This window comes from Atopobium sp. BS2 (assembly GCF_000565075.1).
In the GTDB taxonomy this organism is placed as follows: domain Bacteria; phylum Actinomycetota; class Coriobacteriia; order Coriobacteriales; family Atopobiaceae; genus Lancefieldella.
In genome coordinates this window covers 53,046-68,826 of the sequence record NZ_JDFG01000033.1, presented here as the reverse complement: position 1 = coordinate 68,826, position 15,781 = coordinate 53,046, and the positions used below count along the sequence as shown (strand labels likewise).

The window sequence follows — 15,781 nt, the reverse complement described above, 5'->3', positions numbered from 1 at the left end:
AACCTATGCTCCAAACGGCAGCGCAATAGGAAGCTTGACCTGGCTAAAGAGCACGGCAAGCTGGAAGAGAAGAAACGCCGCCATAGTTCCAAAAATCATCGAATCGGTTCTATCAAGCAGGCCACCATGGCCAGGCATAATTGAACCAGAGTCTTTAAGTCCTACGCCTCGCTTAATACGAGACTCAAAGAGGTCTCCAACAACAGAGAAGATGCCTTCTGTTACGCCAAAAAGCAGCGCAAACAGTGGATTCATATTAATTGCGCCAAACGCAGCAATCAAGAACCACACCAGCATTGATCCAAGAAGGCCACCAAAGAAGCCTTCCCAACTCTTATTTGGAGAGATTCTTGGCGCCAGTTTATGTTTGCCAAATTTAGATCCAAACAAGTACGCAAATGAATCGTTAGCCCACACAGAGAGCATGACAGCAAGCGTAATCCAAGGAATAGAAAAACTAGGCTCTGTGGACCTTAGAAGCACTACCGTTGAAAGTGAAAGCGAGGTATACAGTGGTCCAAAGGCCGTAACTGCCACGTCTGCAAGGTTTGCTCGCGGTGTTAAAACATACCAAAGTCCGCAAAGAATAATCAAAAGCAGAGAAAATACCAGCGGAAAGACGTGACCAAAGTACGCAATTATGGGAAAAACAAGCGAGAAGACAAGGCCAAGCGGCTCGTTTGGCATACGTCCGCCCATGCGGCAAATATGGAAGAACTCAGAGCAGCAGAGCCATGCCATGCCAGCAATCAAAACAATAGTGGCTTCTTTGCCAACAAACAGTGCAGCAAGCACAATAGCTGCGTAAACTACGCCAGACAGAGTTCTTGTCAAAAGCTTCTCGGTAACGCCGCGAACTCGCTGACCCATAAGGTTACCAGCGGATCGTTGCAGCTCTTTAAGTGAGCGACGAATCTCCAGCTTTTCAATCTGTCTATCAATTCCAACGCTACCTGTTTCTTCAGGATTAGGCTGAGTATCAGCAGGAATCCTAGAGGTAGGCCTTCTGGAATCGCGCGTATTGTCCACCACTATTTCACTCCTCCGAATCGCCTTTCGCGACCCTGATAGTCCTTAATGGCGCGCAAAAAATCCCACTTAGAGAAGTCAGGCCAGTAAGTTTGCGTGACATACAGCTCCGAGTAAGCCAGCTGCCAGAGCAAATAGTTAGAAAGCCTCAGCTCTCCTGACGTACGAATCAACAGGTCTGGATCAGGAAGACCTGCCGTATAGAGATTCTTCTCAAAATCTGCTGGAGTCACCGAGTCAGCAGACACGGTGCCCTCAGCAATTTGATGAGCGAGAAAAACAGCTGCCCTAGTTAGCTCTGCACGAGAGCCATAGTTAACAGCCAGCGCAAACGTCATACCAGTGTTTTGCGCAGTCTCATCAAGTCCGCGCTGGAAGGTCTTGCGGGTCTTCTCTGGCAAAGCCTCAAGGTCACCAAAGAAACGCAGCTTAACGTTCTCTTGGTGGAATAGTGGAAGCTCTTTAAGAAGCGTCTCTGCAAACAGACGCATGAGCAAGTCAACCTCACGCTGAGGACGTTTCCAGTTTTCTGTGGAGAACGCATAAACTGACAGAACGTCCAATCCAAGGCGCACGCTTGTAGTAACAGCCTCGCGCAAAGAAAGAACACCGGCCTTATGACCTTCGGTTCTGTCAAGTCCACGAGCCGTAGCCCATCTACCGTTTCCATCCATAATGATGGAAACGTGAGACGGAATAGTTTCTAAATTGATATCAGAAAGACTGATATCTTCTGGTGCGTCAGAGAAATACTGGACGAGCTTGTCTGTATTAAACTGCACTTAAATCTCCATGATTTCTGAAGTCTTGGTCTTAAGCAGAGACTCAATCTGTGCAATATAGGTATCGGTCAGCTTCTGAATACCGTTCTTCTCGCGCTTCTGATCGTCCTCAGACAGCTCCTCATCGCGCTCAATCTTGCCATTAACGTCACGACGGACGTTACGAACAGCTACGCGAGCTTCCTCAGCAATCTGAGAGCACTCTTTAGCAAGCTCACGACGGCGCTCCTCGGTTGGCATTGGGAAAGGAAGCCTGATAGCAGAGCCATCATTAGATGGAGTAATACCAAGGTCAGAAGTCTCAATGGCCTTCTCGATGCTCTTAAGAGCGGTCTTATCCCATGGCTCAACAAGCAGCATAGATGCCTCAGGAACCTTGATAGCTGCAAGCTGGGAAATTGGGGTTGGCTGGCCATAGTAGTCTACCTTGATGTGATCAAGCGCATGTGGATTTGCGCGACCAGTACGAACACGACCAAAGTTATTCTTAAGCGCCTCGATGCACTTCTTCATAGACTGCTTAGCTTTATCAGAATGAACGCTCATTAGTCCTCCTCAACGACAGTAGTACCGACTTCTTCTCCGGAAATTGCCTTCATGAAAACGCCTTCAGACTGCATGTCAAATACAAGAATTGGCATCTTATTGTCTTTGCACAGCGCAATTGCTGCAGCGTCCATAACCTTAAGCTCTTTGGCGAGAACATCTTTGTAAGTGACGGTGTCATACTTAACTGCATCTGCATGAGTAACAGGGTCACAGTCGTAAATGCCATCAACCTTTGTTGCCTTCATCAGTGCCTCGGCACCAATCTCGCAAGCACGAAGAGCTGCAGCAGTATCAGTGGTGAAGTAAGGGTTACCAGTACCTGCCGCAAAGATAACAATACGGCCCTTCTCAAGGTGTCTAATAGCACGACGACGAATATAAGGCTCTGCAACCTGGGCCATGGAAATTGCGCTCATAACACGGCAATCCATGCCGTTGCGCTCAAAACAATCCTGCAGCGAGAGAGCGTTGATTACAGTTGCAAGCATGCCCATGTTGTCACCCTGGGCACGATCCATGCCAGCTGCTGCCTGAGAAACACCTCTAAAGATGTTTCCGCCGCCAACAACAATGGCAACCTGAACGCCAGACTCCCAAACAGGCTTGATTTCTTTAGCAAGCATTTCTGGAATTGAAGGGTCAATACCAAAGGATTGCTCACCCATCAATGCTTCACCAGAAAGCTTTAGAAGTACTCTTTTGTATTTAGCTGAAGACAAAGCTTCCTCGCTCTCTCCGTTTGCCATAGTTGTAACAATTTTAACAAACGACACCGTAAGTTTTGCAGGAATCGCGTTAAAAAAAGAGCCGGTTGAAGACAACCGGCTCAAAATAATTGAAGTAAAAAGTCTTACTCTTCACCAAAAGCAAAACGTACGAAGCTGACAATCTTAACCTCGTCGTCAACCTTCTTGGAGAGCAGCTTTGCGTACTCAGAAATGGTCATATCTGGGTCCTTAACAAATGCCTGCTCAGTAAGGACATACTCCTTGTAGTACTTCTCGAGACGACCATAAGCCATCTTCTCCTGAATAGCCTCAGGCTTGCCGGACTCAGCAGCCTGTGCCTTGTAAATGGAGAGCTCGTGATCAACGATGTCCTGTGGAACATCCTCACGGCGAGCAGCAACTGGAGCAGCTGCAGCTACCTGCATTGCAACGTCGTGTGCAAAGTTCTTGAAGTCCTGAGACTCGGCGGTCTCTGGCTTATTGAACTCAAAGGTAACAATGTCAGCAAGCTTGCCACCAAGGTGGATGTAGCTAGCAAGTGCACCGTTTGCAGCCTCAACACGCTGGAAACGAAGAACACGCATGTTCTCGCCGATGTTGTGGATCTTATCGGTGATTGCCTCGTCAACGGTCTCGTCGCCAAGCTTAGCAGTCTTGAGCTCCTCAACGTCAGCTGGGTTGCTCTCAACAACAACTGCAGCAAGATCGCCAGCAAAGCCGGTGAACTGTGGGTTAGTACCAACAAAGTCAGTCTCGCAGGAAAGCTCAAGAATTGCGCCAGTCTTGCCGTCTGGGCTGATGAAGGTAGCAATGGTGCCCTCGTTGGTGTCGCGGCCAGCACGCTTAACTGCCTTAGCAACGCCCATAGTACGAAGAATATCTACTGCCTTCTCAATATCGCCCTCAGCCTCGACGAGTGCCTTCTTGCACTCCATCATAGGAGAGCTGGTCATATCACGAAGCTGCTTAACAAGTGCTGCGGTAATCTCTGCCATGTTTTCCTCCCAAAAATCTACTGAATAACTAAATTATTTAACCCGTTGCTAAGAGTTACTCAGCAGCTGGGGTCTCGGACTCAGCGCCCATCTCTTCAGCAGAAATCTGCTCCTTGCCGCTACCTGCAAGAATTGCGTCTGCAGCAAGCTGGCACATAAGAGAAATGGAACGAATAGCATCGTCATTTGCAGGAATGCCGTAATCAACAACATCTGGATCAGAGTTGGTGTCAAGCAGGGAGACAACTGGAATGTGAAGACGGTTTGCCTCACGGATTGCGTTCTCTTCACGCTTGGAATCAACAACAAAGAGAGCCTGTGGAAGAGAAGTCATATCACGGACGCCACCGAGGTTAAGCTGAAGCTTCAGAAGCTCCTTGTTCTTAAGAGCCTGCTCCTTCTTAGGAAGAGTTGCCATACGGCCATCCTCTACCATTGCCTCAAGCTCCTCAAGGCGCTTGATGCGGGAACGCATGGTGACAAAGTTGGTGAGCATACCGCCAAGCCAACGCTGGTTGATGTAAGGCATGTTTGCACGAGCTGCCTCAGTAGCAATTGGCTCCTGAGCCTGCTTCTTGGTGCCGACGAAGAGAACGCGGCCACCCTTAGATGCAACATTCTTCAGGAAAGTGTAAGCAGCGTCTGCGCCAAGCATGGTCTGCTTAAGGTCAAGAATGTAAATGCCGTTGCGCTCACCAAAGATGTATGGCTTCATCTTAGGGTTCCAACGACGAGTCTGGTGACCATAGTGGCAACCAGCATCCAGAAGAGTCTGAATAGTAATCTTTGCAGCCATTTTTACCTCCATTGGTTGTTCCTCCGTACGAGTTCAAACCTTGTTAAAACCACCCAACACCTGGCTTAGCGTTAGGCACCACGGCAAACAAGTAGTCGTACGTGCGATTTTGTGCTGTTTGGTAACAGCATGTTGTGCTTCTACACAACTTTTGAAAGTATAGCAGGAAAACAAGGGCTACGTCTATAAAGAATTTAGACCATAACCTCTACAAATACTGCGTAAATGCATCAAACTTCTTTGCGCAAGATATTTCGCAACAACGCTCAGCTTATTTTGATCTTGGATGAGCTGCCTTTGCCGCTTCTTTAAGCCTATCAACTGACAAATGTGTATAAACCTGCGTAGTTGAGAGCGACTCATGGCCTAAAAGTTCCTGCACAACACGAAGATCTGCTCCACCGCCAAGAAGCTCCGTGGCGTACGTATGCCTCATTGCATGTGGAGAAAGTGAGCTGTCTAGTCCTGCAGCCGTTAGATACGACGAAAAAACCTTGCGCAAAGAGTCAGCGCTCATGTCATTTCCTCTGACAGAAATAAAGAGAGCTGAATGTGCACGCCCTGATTTGTCTTTTAACAAGAGCGTAGGGCGAGAAGACCTAAGGTACTTCTTAAGCCACTCAACTGCAGACTCATATAACGGAACAATTCGCTCTTTAGAACCCTTGCCAAAGAGACGTACTGTTCCATTTTGTAAATCAATCTGCTCAAGCTTGAGAGACGCCACCTCAGAAATACGAGCTCCTGTTGCATACAAAAACTCAAGAAATGCTCTATCTCTAAGCCCTACCGCAGTTGAAATATCACATGATTCCAAAAGTCTGCTTACATCAGAGTCAGTCATGGTATGTGGAAGATTACGTGGCGCTCGAGGATTACTAAGTGCAAGAGCGGGATCAGTTGCAATCAGTTTTTCTCGCTGCATCCACTTGTAAAAACCGCGTAATGCAGACAAGTGCCTATTAAGCGTTTTAGCTGAATATTGAGCTTGTTTGAGGTAAGCCAAATACAAACGAAGGTTTCTGTGATCAACCTTAGTTACCTCAACGCCTTCCCTACTGCACCACTGCTCAAATGCCAAAAGATCAGTTTGATATGACCTTAAAGTATTCTCAGAAAGATTCCTCACCTTGCTTAAATACTCAATAAATTGTTCAACGTGACTTACCTGCACTTTAGAAATACCCACATTAATCACGCTTTACACTATCAAAGAGTTCGTGGCGAGAGGCAAGATACTCATCAAAATCTTTATGAGCGCGCTCCGCCATCTTCTTGCGGCGCTCATCTTTTCTTTTAATGTGCTCGTCCAATGGCTCAAAAATTCCAAAGTTAACATGCATAGGCTGGTAATCTTTGGTATTTGGATTTGTTGCATATCCCACAAGAGAGCCAAACGAGGTTGTTAAAGGAAGCTTGACTTCCTCTTTGCCTAACAGACGAGCGTACATGTTAAGCGCTGCAAGCAAACCTGAGGCAATCGCCTCAACATAGCCTTCTGTACCTGTAATTTGACCTGCAAGAATAGTAGAAGTGCCTGGAATTCCAAATGACCTATCAAGCGCATGAGGAGAATCAACAAAAGAGTTTCTATGCATGACGCCATAGCGAACAAACTCAGCATTCTCCAAGCCTGGGATGAGCGTAAATACGCGTTTTTGCTCTCCCCAGGTAAGGTTTGTCTGAAAACCAACCAGGTTAAATGCTGTTTTAGCTGTATTTTCTGCACGAAGCTGAACTGCCGCCCAGGGACGTTTACCTGTTCTGGGATCAATAAGTCCAACAGGTTTTAGCGCTCCAAATCTAATTGAATCATGTCCTGTTCTTGCCACTTCCTCAATTGGCTGACATGCCTGGAACAAATCGGATTGCTCAAAATCGTGTCCGATAACACGTTTAGCAGACAGTAACTCCTCTACAAATGTGTCGTATTCCTCTTTATTCATAGGGCAATTAAGGTAATCGCCAATTCCTAAATCCTCATAACGAGACTGGGAGAATGCAATTGAGCGGTCGATTGACTCTTCAGAGACAATAGGTGCTGCTGCGTCAAAAAACGACATTCTGTCAGTTCCCACACGCTTAGAAATAGCCTGGTACAAGCTATCAGAACACAGAGGGCCTGCAGCGATAACTGTTGGCTCTTCAGTAAGCTCTGTAACCTCTGCATGAGTCACAGAGATGTTGGGGTGATTTTTAATCTGCTCAGTTACTGCTTTTGAAAACTCTTCCCTATTTACCGCAAGCGCGCCACCTGCAGGAACAGAGTTTTCTTCTGCTATACGAAGCAGAAAACTGTTCATCTTCTTAAGCTCTGACTTTAAAATTCCAGCTGCAGAGTCTTCTTTAGTAGATTTCAAAGAGTTGGAGCATACCAGTTCAGCAAACATGTCTGTGTGATGCGCTGGAGAAGACACAACAGGACGCTGCTCAATGAGCTCTACAGAAATACCACGAGAAGCAAGCTGTAAGGCACATTCACTTCCAGCTAAACCAGCGCCTACTACCGTAACTTTTTGCGTCATTTTTCACCTATCACACACTACGAGTCCAAATAAAAGTCTTTAGAAGGAGTATACCTTCCATCCGGTAATCTTTTTACCATTCCACGAGCTTCATAATCAGTTAGAGAATTAAGCACAGTAAGAACGTTTTCTGACAACCTCCATGCAAGCTCTTCTGGTCTTGAAGGAGAAGCTATAAGAGCAGATAAAAGCGGTGTTAACTTCTTATCATGCTTCATTTGTTCTTGAACCAAACAATCAAAATCTAAAGAAATTGCAAGGCCCAATGATGTCTCGTCAGGAATAATTTGAGCACCTTCAGCAATTAGTCTATTAGTGCCAGCAGAAGCTGGAGAAAAGATAGATCCAGGTATTGCATAAATAGTTTTACCAAGTGAGTTAGCAAATTCGGCAGTGCTCATGGTGCCCGAGCAAAGTCCTGCTTCCGTTACCAGAAGCACTTTGCCTAATGCAGCAATTACTGCATTTCTCCTGGGAAACGCAAAGCGCCTAGGCGGTGTCCCCCACCTATCTAAAGATATAACCGCTCCCCTTCCTTCTCGAGCTGCTTCAAAAAGATCTAGCGATGTAGTCGGATACGTCACATCAGCGCCACAGCCTGCTACTACAACGGTTTTTCCGCCAGCACTAAGCGAAGCCATGCCCGCCGTATAGTCGCAGCCAAGCGCTCCTCCAGATACCACCACAATATTGTTATCGGCAGCACATCTACCAGCCATTTCTGCAATTGCCATTCCGTATGGAGTGGCTCTACGAGCTCCAATTACCGACATACAAGGTGCTTGCAAAACACTTCTATCTCCCATTCCGTATATCACTTCGGGAGGATGATTGAGCAATAGCAGCTCTTTTGGATAATCCTCATCTTCTGATGAAATCTCCCATTTCTCCATTACTACTCCAAAGAACGAGACCTATAAGCTACAGCCTCAGATACGTCGTCTTTTGTCACCTTTTCATGGTGAGCAATATCTGCGATTGTCCGCGCAACTCTGCAAGTACGCGTTATTGCTCTACCTCCTAAATGAAGTCCTCGAGCAAATCTATGCAATAGTTGCAACGCTGATTCGTCAAAACTCTCCACGTACTTTTGACGAGAAGTACTTTCCACTTCACGGGTTTCTCGCCAAGAGGCAAAATCTCTACCAGAGATAACAAGAGAGCGCATGCCTGCTGAAGTAAGTCCTAGCTCTCCTTGAATAACTCGATCAGAAGAAGGACGAGCTACATCACACACAATATCTATTCGATCCATCAAAGGACCTCCAATTTTTGACTGATAGGTAGAAATCTTTCCTGGAGAGCACTTGCAAGTGTGCGTTTTGTCTCCAAAGTAACCACAGGGACAAGGATTGGCTGCAGCAATGAGCTGGAACTGAGAAGGAAACTTATAGATGCCATCCACTCGCGCAAGACGAACGTATCCATCTTCAATAGGCTGACGTAAAACTTGCAATGTATTAGAAGCGAACTCAGGCAGCTCATCTAGAAAGAGCACACCTTTATGAGCAAGGGAAATCTCACCTGGAATAACAGGTCTACCTCCACCGATCATGCCTGCTACAGAAGCCGAGTGATGTGGAGATCTAAAGGGTCTTACACCTGCTTGAATAGAATCTGTTTCACACCCCGCTACAGAATGTATGAGTAATACCTCATCTCGTTCTTCTTTAGAGAGCTCTGGGAGGATAGTTGGAATTCTTTTAGCGAGCATAGTTTTGCCTGCACCGGGCGGACCAATCATGAGCATGCCTAGGTTTCCAGTAGCTGCAATTATGATTGCTCTTTTGACTAGCTCTTGATCGATAACCTCTTCAAAATCTAAGCTATCGTTTAGAGTCGTGTTTTCTAGTTTGTGCTGGCGCTGAGTTAAAGGCTTACAAAATGATGGATCTCTTAAGCTCAAATTTAGCAGCGATTGAATTCCTATGACGTGACTCCAGTCAGAACCAAACAAATTGCAATCTGAAGAGGAGATTAGTTTCATTCCCAGTTTCTTAGCAAGCATTGCATACGCTGCCATACCTCTGACAGAAGAGATCTTTCCGTTTAATGAAAGCTCTCCAACAAATAACCTGTTGTGCACAATCTCTCGAGGAATCTGTCCTGTAGCTGCAAGAATAGCAACAGCTATGGGCAAATCAAATCCAGTGCCTGTCTTCTTTATATCCGCAGGCGTCAAATTGATTGTTACTAGCAATCGAGGAATGGTAAATCCGGCAGCTTTTAGTGAGCAGCGCACTCGAGAGCGCGATTCCATAATGGAACTGTCGGGCATACCCACGATAGTAATTCCTGGTATGCCACCTGAAATACCCACTTCAACGTCTACGGGAATTGCCTCAATACCTCTTAGAGTAGCTGTATGAACGCAAATGGTTGCTTGGCTCATTGCTCATCCCAGCTAAAAGCTCCAATTAAATGCCTCAAGCTTGCCGTACTTGGAGCTACCAAATTGATGGCAACAACATCAAATCTAATTGAGGTGAGCGCTGGATGAAGAGCTGCATACATAAGCGCAAGCGTCCTGTATTTTTCCTGCTTTGCTTTATTTACCGCAAGTTCAGGCATGATGCTGTCATCTTTGTTCAAGATGCGTCTTGTCTTTACCTCAACAAGCACAACGTTATCGCCATCTTGAGCAACAATATCAACCTCACCAATCTGACACGTCCAGTTAGTTTGGATAATTTTGTATCCTCTTTTGATGAGGTATTTTGCTGCAATCTCCTCGCCTTTCTCGCCAATTTGGCGAGAAGACATCTCTTCTAGCGGAATTCTTCCCTCTTGTGCGTCATCCTCTTCAGAAACCTTGTCCTGATCTTTTGGCTCCTCCTGTGGTGAGGGTTTCTCCTCTACCTCATTAGGCAAAGAACCTGGATACTTGCTTGTGTCTTTCTTGCTCATAACTCTCCTTTCATAGTGGGAGAGTTCAGTTTGCAGGAGCACTTTGACACTAACTTGGCTGCTGTCTGTCTAAACAGCGTAATGATTCTGACGAAAGTAAAAAATTTGATATTACAGGCTTGCGGCTATAGAAAAAGCCCGTTCAATCCTCTTAGAATGAACGGGTCCCTGTTTGCGTCTGAAAGTTAATCTGATTGCTTAAATTGGATGTATTAAAACAATCTTTGCGTCTTAACAAAGTTTCCACAAAACGACGCACGATGTATAGGAGAAAGTCCCATCTCACCAATAGCTTCAATGTGTTCAGCAGAGGCATATCCTTTACATTCTGCCAGGTGATAGCCGGGGTACTCCTCGTCATAGGCCACCATAAGAGCATCTCTTGTTACCTTTGCCACAATTGAAGCGGCAGCAATAGAAGCAATGCGCGCATCGCCCTTAACAAGAGTCTTCTCTTTGGGGTGGATATGCATAGGATTTCCATCAATCAAGACGCAGTCAGGCTCAATACCTGTGTTTTTGACAGCCTGAAGCATAGCGTCTCTTAAGCACTGAGCCATACCAACTTCATCAATTCTTTGAGGAGCAATATGAGCAATGCCAATTGCTGTAGCAACTTCTTGAATTTGTGCCGCTAGAATCTCTCGCTTTGTTGCGGTTAATTTTTTGGAATCGTTTAGTCCATAGATGATAGGATCCTCTGGCAAACATACCGCACAAACCGTTAAAGGGCCAGCTACAGAACCTCTGCCCACTTCATCAACACCAACAACAAGTCCGCCCCCAGAAAGCTCCTTCTGAAAGCGATACATTTCTTCTACACGGGTCTTCTCGGCATGTTCTTTTTCAATGCGCTTTTTAGCTGATTCTAGAGCCTTGATAACCTGTTTACGGGGGTCCTCGCTATAACGAGCTATGAGTTCGTATACCTCAGTCTCTGGGGCATCGCTTAAACGAGCAAGTATATCTTTAGCAGAATCAGCCATGTTTTCTCCAAACCACACGATTATGGTACTAAAAAAGCCGCCCGGAGGCGGCTTTAAAGAGCATATGAAGTTGATTAGCGCTTCTCGCGAAGACGAGCAGCCTTACCAACACGATCGCGCAGGAAGTAGAGCTTAGCGCGGTGAACAACACCGTGGCGAAGAACCTCAAGCTTAGCAATCTTTGGTGAGTGAAGTGGGAACGTACGCTCAACACCAATGCCAAAGCTGATCTTACGAACGGTAAAAGTTTCACGGGAGCCCTCGCCGGAAAGACGAATGATGTCACCCTGGAAGACCTGCTCACGAGTACGGTCACCCTCGACAATGCGATAGTGAACCTTTACGTTGTCACCAACGCGGACCTCAGGAATGTCCTCGCGGATCTGCTGACGCTCAATAGCGCGAATGTAGTCCATTGTTTCCTCATCTCTAGAGGTGCCGACGCCCTTGCGAACGACACATAGTTAACACACAGACGGAAAGTATACGTGAATACTTTCCACTGTACAAGGGTTAGTTTGGATAAAACTTACTTTACATATCTCCTTTTACCCCAGGAACGAGGCAGGCGAAGATCTTCAAACACTCTTGTAGCGTATCTGTCGGTCATTCCAGACACATAATCTGCTACTTGAATCTCTGGATGATCAAAATCATGACACTTGTATTCTGCAGGAACCTCATCTAAATGATTTACAAAATAATCGAACAGCTCGATGATAAGGTCATACGCCTTAGGCTCTTCATATTTTGCATCCCCTGACGCATACAGATTAGCAAACAAGAAAGCTCTCATGGTCATCATGGCGCCCCACATGGAGTCGGTCATTTTAATATCGCCTACGCGAGAGCTCTCAGAGACAATATCGTGAACCATGTTTTCAATGCGCTCAGGAGAGCTATTGCCAAGAACCTCTCGAGCTTCAGTTGGGAGATACTCCTCCGAAAGAAGCCCTGCTCGTTTTGCGTCATCAATATCATGTGTTACATAGGCAATACGGTCCGATATGGCAACAATTCTTCCTTCTGCTGTTTCTGCACGTAGGTTGCCTGAGTGACATCTAATACCATCAATGACCTCATGAGAAAGATTAAGACCCTGGCCGTCTTTCTCCAGATACTCGACAATACGAGCACTTTGCTGATTATGAGCAAAAATACGGTCATTTTCTGGGACGTCAGGGTCCATTCCCCTATACAGACTAATGGCATGCGAAAGCGCCTTCTCGCCAATATGACCAAATGGTGTATGACCTAAATCATGTCCAAGTGCAATTGCCTCAGTAAGGTCTTCGTTTAATCCCAAAGGCCTTGCGATTGAGCGCGCAATCTGCGAAACCTCAAGCGTATGAATAAGACGGGTTCTATAGTGGTCTCCTTCTGGGGCGAGAAAAACCTGTGTCTTGTGAGCAAGTCTTCTGAAACTCTTGCTATGCAGAATGCGGTCTCTATCACACTGATAACACGTACGGTACTGGTCAGGCTCCTCTGCTATCGCGCGACCTTTGCTTTGATCAGAAAAAGCCGCCTCAGGAGATAAGATTTGATGCTCACGAGCTTCAAGATCTTCTCGTTGAATGGATAACATAGAACCTCCTTGTACCTGCATTTTTATCACATAATAGCAGGTTATTGCTATCTAGCAAAAGAGGGCGACCGAAGCCGCCCTCTAGAGTTTGTTGCAGTGTGTCTAGAAAAAAACCTACTTGGTAGCAATCTTCTGTGGACCACCGTTAGCCTGAATCTTAGCCTGTGCTGCAGCAAGACGTGCGATTGGCACGCGGTATGGTGAGCAGGAGACATAGTCAAGACCAAGGTTGTAGTACATGTGGATGGACTCTGGATCGCCACCGGTCTCACCGCAGACACCAATGGTGAGGTTTGGATTACCCTTACGGCCACCCTCAACACCCATGCGGACAAGCTCTGCGACGCCCTTATCAAGAGTTGCAAATGGGTTGGTCTTAACAATCTTGCGCTCAAGGTAGAGAGGCATGAATGCGGACTCAACGTCATCACGAGAGAAGCCAAGGCAGGTCTGGGTGAGGTCGTTAGTACCGAAGGAGAAGAAGTCTGCGTGCTTAGCAATCTCCTCAGACATGATAGCTGCACGTGGGAGCTCGATCATGGTACCAACTGGGATGTTGAGCTCAACACCGTACTCGTCAGCAACCTGCTTGATGGTCTGCTCAACCTCTTCACGGACCTGGATGAGCTCCTCTTCGAAGCCAACCAGAGGAACCATAATCTCTGGACGAGGGTCAAGACCAACGCGCTTAAGCTCTGCAGCTGCGCTTGCGATAGCGCGGACCTGCATAACGTTGAGCTCTGGGTAGACAAGACCAAGGCGGCAGCCACGAAGGCCGAGCATTGGGTTTGCCTCCTGGAAGGCATCAAACTTAGCGAGAAGAGCACGCTTTGCAGCGGTGTCCTTACCCTGCTCCTCATCACGAGCAATCTCAACGTCAAGCTCACGTGGGGAATCAAGGAACTCGTGCAGTGGTGGGTCAAGAAGACGGACAACAACGTCTTTGCCGTCCATTACCTTGAACATACCAAGGAAGTCGCCCTTCTGAGCACGACCGAGCTGCTCAATAGCAAGCTGCTTAACGTCCTCAGAGTCTGCAAGGATGAAGTCCTGAATGAGGTGCTTACGCTCACCAAGGAACATGTGCTCAGTACGGTCAAGACCAATTGCCTCTGCACCGTTATCAACGGAAGTCTGAGCATCTGCTGGGTTATCAGCGTTTGCACGTACGCCAATGACGCGACCACGGGACTCGTCAAGGCGGACCTCATCTGCCCATGCAAGGATGGTCTGGAGGTCACCAGAGAGCTCTGGCTGAACAAGCTCAACAGCACCAAGGATGACGTCACCAGTGGTACCGTCGATGGAGATAACATCGCCCTCGTTAACAACAAGGCCGGAATCAGCAACGGTGAAGCGCTTGTTAGCAGCGTCAATGCGAAGTGTATCAACACCGCAGACGCAAGGAGCGCCCATACCCCGAGCAATAACAGCTGCGTGGCTGGTCTTGCCGCCGTGGGAAGTTAGGATGCCCTCTGCAGCAACCATGCCGTGAAGGTCATCTGGAGTGGTCTCCCAACGGACAAGAATACAAGGCTTGCCTGCCTCTGCAAAAGCCTCAGCGTCTGCAGAAGAGAAGACTGCAGCACCAACAGCTGCACCAGGAGAAGCGTTAAGACCCTTAGCAATGGTCTCATACTCAGCGTTAGGATCAAACTGTGGGTGCAGAAGCTGATCGAGCTGCTCAGGAGCTACACGAGAAACAGCCTGCTCCTTGGTAATACGACCCTCTTCGTACATCTGAATTGCAACCTTGAGTGCAGAGAGAGCAGTACGCTTACCAACACGAGTCTGAAGCATCCAGAGCTTACCATTCTCAATGGTGAACTCGATGTCCATCATGTCTGCGTAGTGGTCCTCAAGAATCTCAAAGACGTGGAAGAGCTCCTCGCCTGCCTCCTTGAGTGCAGGAACCTTAACAAGGTCTGCAATAGGCTCAGTGTTACGAATACCAGCAACAACGTCCTCGCCCTGAGCGTTAATCAGGAAGTCACCGTAGCGCTCGTTGGTACCGTCTGCAGGGTTACGAGTAAATGCAACACCAGTTGCAGAAGTCTCACCCTTGTTACCAAAGACCATGACCTGAACGTTAACTGCAGTACCAAGCTCATCAGGAATCTTGTTCTGCTTACGGTAAAGGATTGCGCGGTCGTTCATCCAAGAACCAAAGACTGCCTGCTCAGCAAGGCGGAGCTGGAGGTAAGGATCAGATGGGAAGACAGCGTAGCCGTTCTTGGAGACCTCTGGGTGCTCCTTAACGTCAACGTTTGCAGCAAAGATACCCTTGAACCAAGTTACAAGGTCACGAAGGTCATTTGCGTCCAGCTCTGTATCAAGCTTAACGCCCTTCTCGGCCTTCTTAGCAGCAATTGCATCCTCAAAGAGCTGTCCAGAAACGCCCATAACAACGCCAGAGAACATCTGAACAAAACGACGGTAAGAGTCCCAAGCAAAGCGCTCGTTACCAGTCTGCTTAATGAGGCCCTGAACGGACTCATCGTTAAGACCAAGGTTAAGAACAGTGTCCATCATGCCAGGCATGGAGAATGGTGCACCAGAACGGACGGAGACAAGCAGTGGATCTTCTGCATCGCCGAGCTTCTTGCCCATGCGCTCCTCAAGGGTAGCCATAGCTGCGTCAATCTCATCAGTGACGCCCTCAGGCCAGACGTTGCCGTTGTTGGAATAAGCAACGCAAGTTTGGCAAGTAATTGAGAATCCTGGAGGTACAGGCAGGCCAATCTTAGACATCTCTGCAAGGTTTGCGCCCTTGCCACCAACAATCCACTTTGCCTCTTCTACGGATGCGCCAGCGACCTCAGTAACATCGTTACCGGCGTGGTCCTTTCCGAAGCTGTAAACGTGCTTCTCGGACATAACACTCCAAACTCTCAAA

At 47.3% G+C, this 15,781-nt stretch carries 15 protein-coding genes; all 15 read right to left on the bottom strand.

What is annotated here, in order from left to right:
- Positions 1 to 3: 3 nt before the first annotated feature.
- The 15 genes from HMPREF1492_RS04100 to ppdK all read right to left on the bottom strand — a co-directional run bounded on the left by HMPREF1492_RS04100 (position 4) and on the right by ppdK (position 15,762).
- A complete protein-coding gene (locus HMPREF1492_RS04100; RefSeq protein WP_232215614.1) occupies positions 4 to 1,032 on the bottom strand; it encodes a phosphatidate cytidylyltransferase in 1,029 nt (342 codons plus the stop codon).
- Positions 1,032 to 1,811: an undecaprenyl pyrophosphate synthase gene (gene uppS, locus HMPREF1492_RS04095; RefSeq protein WP_035436161.1), complete on the bottom strand. Its 780-nt coding sequence runs from the start codon at positions 1,809 to 1,811 to the stop codon at positions 1,032 to 1,034. The genes HMPREF1492_RS04100 and uppS overlap by 1 nt, the downstream gene beginning before the upstream one ends.
- On the bottom strand, positions 1,812 to 2,357 hold the full coding sequence (gene frr / locus HMPREF1492_RS04090) for a ribosome recycling factor (RefSeq protein WP_035436158.1): 546 nt from the start codon (positions 2,355 to 2,357) through the stop codon (positions 1,812 to 1,814).
- Complete coding sequence (gene pyrH, locus HMPREF1492_RS04085; protein ID WP_035436315.1) at positions 2,357 to 3,079, bottom strand: UMP kinase; 723 nt, start codon at positions 3,077 to 3,079, stop codon at positions 2,357 to 2,359. The genes frr and pyrH overlap by 1 nt, the downstream gene beginning before the upstream one ends.
- Before the next feature lie 131 nt (positions 3,080 to 3,210).
- Positions 3,211 to 4,083 (bottom strand): translation elongation factor Ts, encoded by an 873-nt coding sequence (gene tsf / locus HMPREF1492_RS04080; RefSeq protein WP_035436156.1) that lies wholly within the window; start codon positions 4,081 to 4,083, stop codon positions 3,211 to 3,213.
- Between the two features lie 55 nt (positions 4,084 to 4,138).
- On the bottom strand, positions 4,139 to 4,879 hold the full coding sequence (rpsB, locus tag HMPREF1492_RS04075; protein ID WP_035427711.1) for a 30S ribosomal protein S2: 741 nt from the start codon (positions 4,877 to 4,879) through the stop codon (positions 4,139 to 4,141).
- Between the two features lie 271 nt (positions 4,880 to 5,150).
- Positions 5,151 to 6,068: a site-specific tyrosine recombinase XerD gene (gene xerD / locus HMPREF1492_RS04070; protein WP_035436313.1), complete on the bottom strand. Its 918-nt coding sequence runs from the start codon at positions 6,066 to 6,068 to the stop codon at positions 5,151 to 5,153.
- 1 nt (position 6,069) lies between these two features.
- Positions 6,070 to 7,404 (bottom strand): methylenetetrahydrofolate--tRNA-(uracil(54)-C(5))-methyltransferase (FADH(2)-oxidizing) TrmFO, encoded by a 1,335-nt coding sequence (gene trmFO, locus HMPREF1492_RS04065; protein WP_035436154.1) that lies wholly within the window; start codon positions 7,402 to 7,404, stop codon positions 6,070 to 6,072.
- Between the two features lie 17 nt (positions 7,405 to 7,421).
- Positions 7,422 to 8,297 (bottom strand): DNA-processing protein DprA, encoded by an 876-nt coding sequence (locus HMPREF1492_RS04060; RefSeq protein WP_035436151.1) that lies wholly within the window; start codon positions 8,295 to 8,297, stop codon positions 7,422 to 7,424.
- A 2-nt stretch (positions 8,298 to 8,299) separates the two neighbouring features.
- Positions 8,300 to 9,796 carry a YifB family Mg chelatase-like AAA ATPase gene (locus HMPREF1492_RS04055; protein ID WP_035436149.1) on the bottom strand — a complete coding sequence of 499 codons (1,497 nt, stop codon included), beginning with the start codon at positions 9,794 to 9,796 and terminating at the stop codon, positions 8,300 to 8,302.
- Complete coding sequence (locus tag HMPREF1492_RS04050; protein ID WP_035436147.1) at positions 9,793 to 10,311, bottom strand: YraN family protein; 519 nt, start codon at positions 10,309 to 10,311, stop codon at positions 9,793 to 9,795. The genes HMPREF1492_RS04055 and HMPREF1492_RS04050 overlap by 4 nt, the downstream gene beginning before the upstream one ends.
- A 212-nt stretch (positions 10,312 to 10,523) precedes the next feature.
- Positions 10,524 to 11,297, bottom strand: a complete 774-nt coding sequence (rnhB, locus tag HMPREF1492_RS04045; protein WP_035436144.1) for a ribonuclease HII — start codon at positions 11,295 to 11,297, stop codon at positions 10,524 to 10,526.
- Positions 11,298 to 11,371: 74 nt separating this feature from the next.
- On the bottom strand, positions 11,372 to 11,713 hold the full coding sequence (rplS, locus tag HMPREF1492_RS04040; RefSeq protein WP_035427471.1) for a 50S ribosomal protein L19: 342 nt from the start codon (positions 11,711 to 11,713) through the stop codon (positions 11,372 to 11,374).
- A gap of 113 nt (positions 11,714 to 11,826) precedes the next feature.
- The gene (locus HMPREF1492_RS04035; RefSeq protein ID WP_035436142.1) at positions 11,827 to 12,885 is read right to left on the bottom strand and encodes a deoxyguanosinetriphosphate triphosphohydrolase; all 1,059 of its coding nucleotides are present in this window, start codon (positions 12,883 to 12,885) and stop codon (positions 11,827 to 11,829) included.
- A gap of 114 nt (positions 12,886 to 12,999) precedes the next feature.
- The gene (ppdK, locus tag HMPREF1492_RS04030; protein WP_035436141.1) at positions 13,000 to 15,762 is read right to left on the bottom strand and encodes a pyruvate, phosphate dikinase; all 2,763 of its coding nucleotides are present in this window, start codon (positions 15,760 to 15,762) and stop codon (positions 13,000 to 13,002) included.
- Between the last annotated feature and the right edge of the window lie 19 nt (positions 15,763 to 15,781).

Excerpts from the sequence above, each read along its gene's own strand:
- frr (WP_035436158.1), bottom strand. The coding sequence starts at position 2,357 with ATGAGCGTTCATTCTGATAAAGCTAAGCAGTCTATGAAGAAGTGCATC.
- tsf (WP_035436156.1), bottom strand. The coding sequence starts at position 4,083 with ATGGCAGAGATTACCGCAGCACTTGTTAAGCAGCTTCGTGATATGACC.
- rpsB (WP_035427711.1), bottom strand. The coding sequence starts at position 4,879 with ATGGCTGCAAAGATTACTATTCAGACTCTTCTGGATGCTGGTTGCCAC.
- trmFO (WP_035436154.1), bottom strand. The coding sequence starts at position 7,404 with ATGACGCAAAAAGTTACGGTAGTAGGCGCTGGTTTAGCTGGAAGTGAA.
- HMPREF1492_RS04060 (WP_035436151.1), bottom strand. The coding sequence starts at position 8,297 with ATGGAGAAATGGGAGATTTCATCAGAAGATGAGGATTATCCAAAAGAG.
- HMPREF1492_RS04055 (WP_035436149.1), bottom strand. The coding sequence starts at position 9,796 with ATGAGCCAAGCAACCATTTGCGTTCATACAGCTACTCTAAGAGGTATT.
- HMPREF1492_RS04050 (WP_035436147.1), bottom strand. The coding sequence starts at position 10,311 with ATGAGCAAGAAAGACACAAGCAAGTATCCAGGTTCTTTGCCTAATGAG.
- rnhB (WP_035436144.1), bottom strand. The coding sequence starts at position 11,297 with ATGGCTGATTCTGCTAAAGATATACTTGCTCGTTTAAGCGATGCCCCA.
- rplS (WP_035427471.1), bottom strand. The coding sequence starts at position 11,713 with ATGGACTACATTCGCGCTATTGAGCGTCAGCAGATCCGCGAGGACATT.
- HMPREF1492_RS04035 (WP_035436142.1), bottom strand. The coding sequence starts at position 12,885 with ATGTTATCCATTCAACGAGAAGATCTTGAAGCTCGTGAGCATCAAATC.
- ppdK (WP_035436141.1), bottom strand. The coding sequence starts at position 15,762 with ATGTCCGAGAAGCACGTTTACAGCTTCGGAAAGGACCACGCCGGTAAC.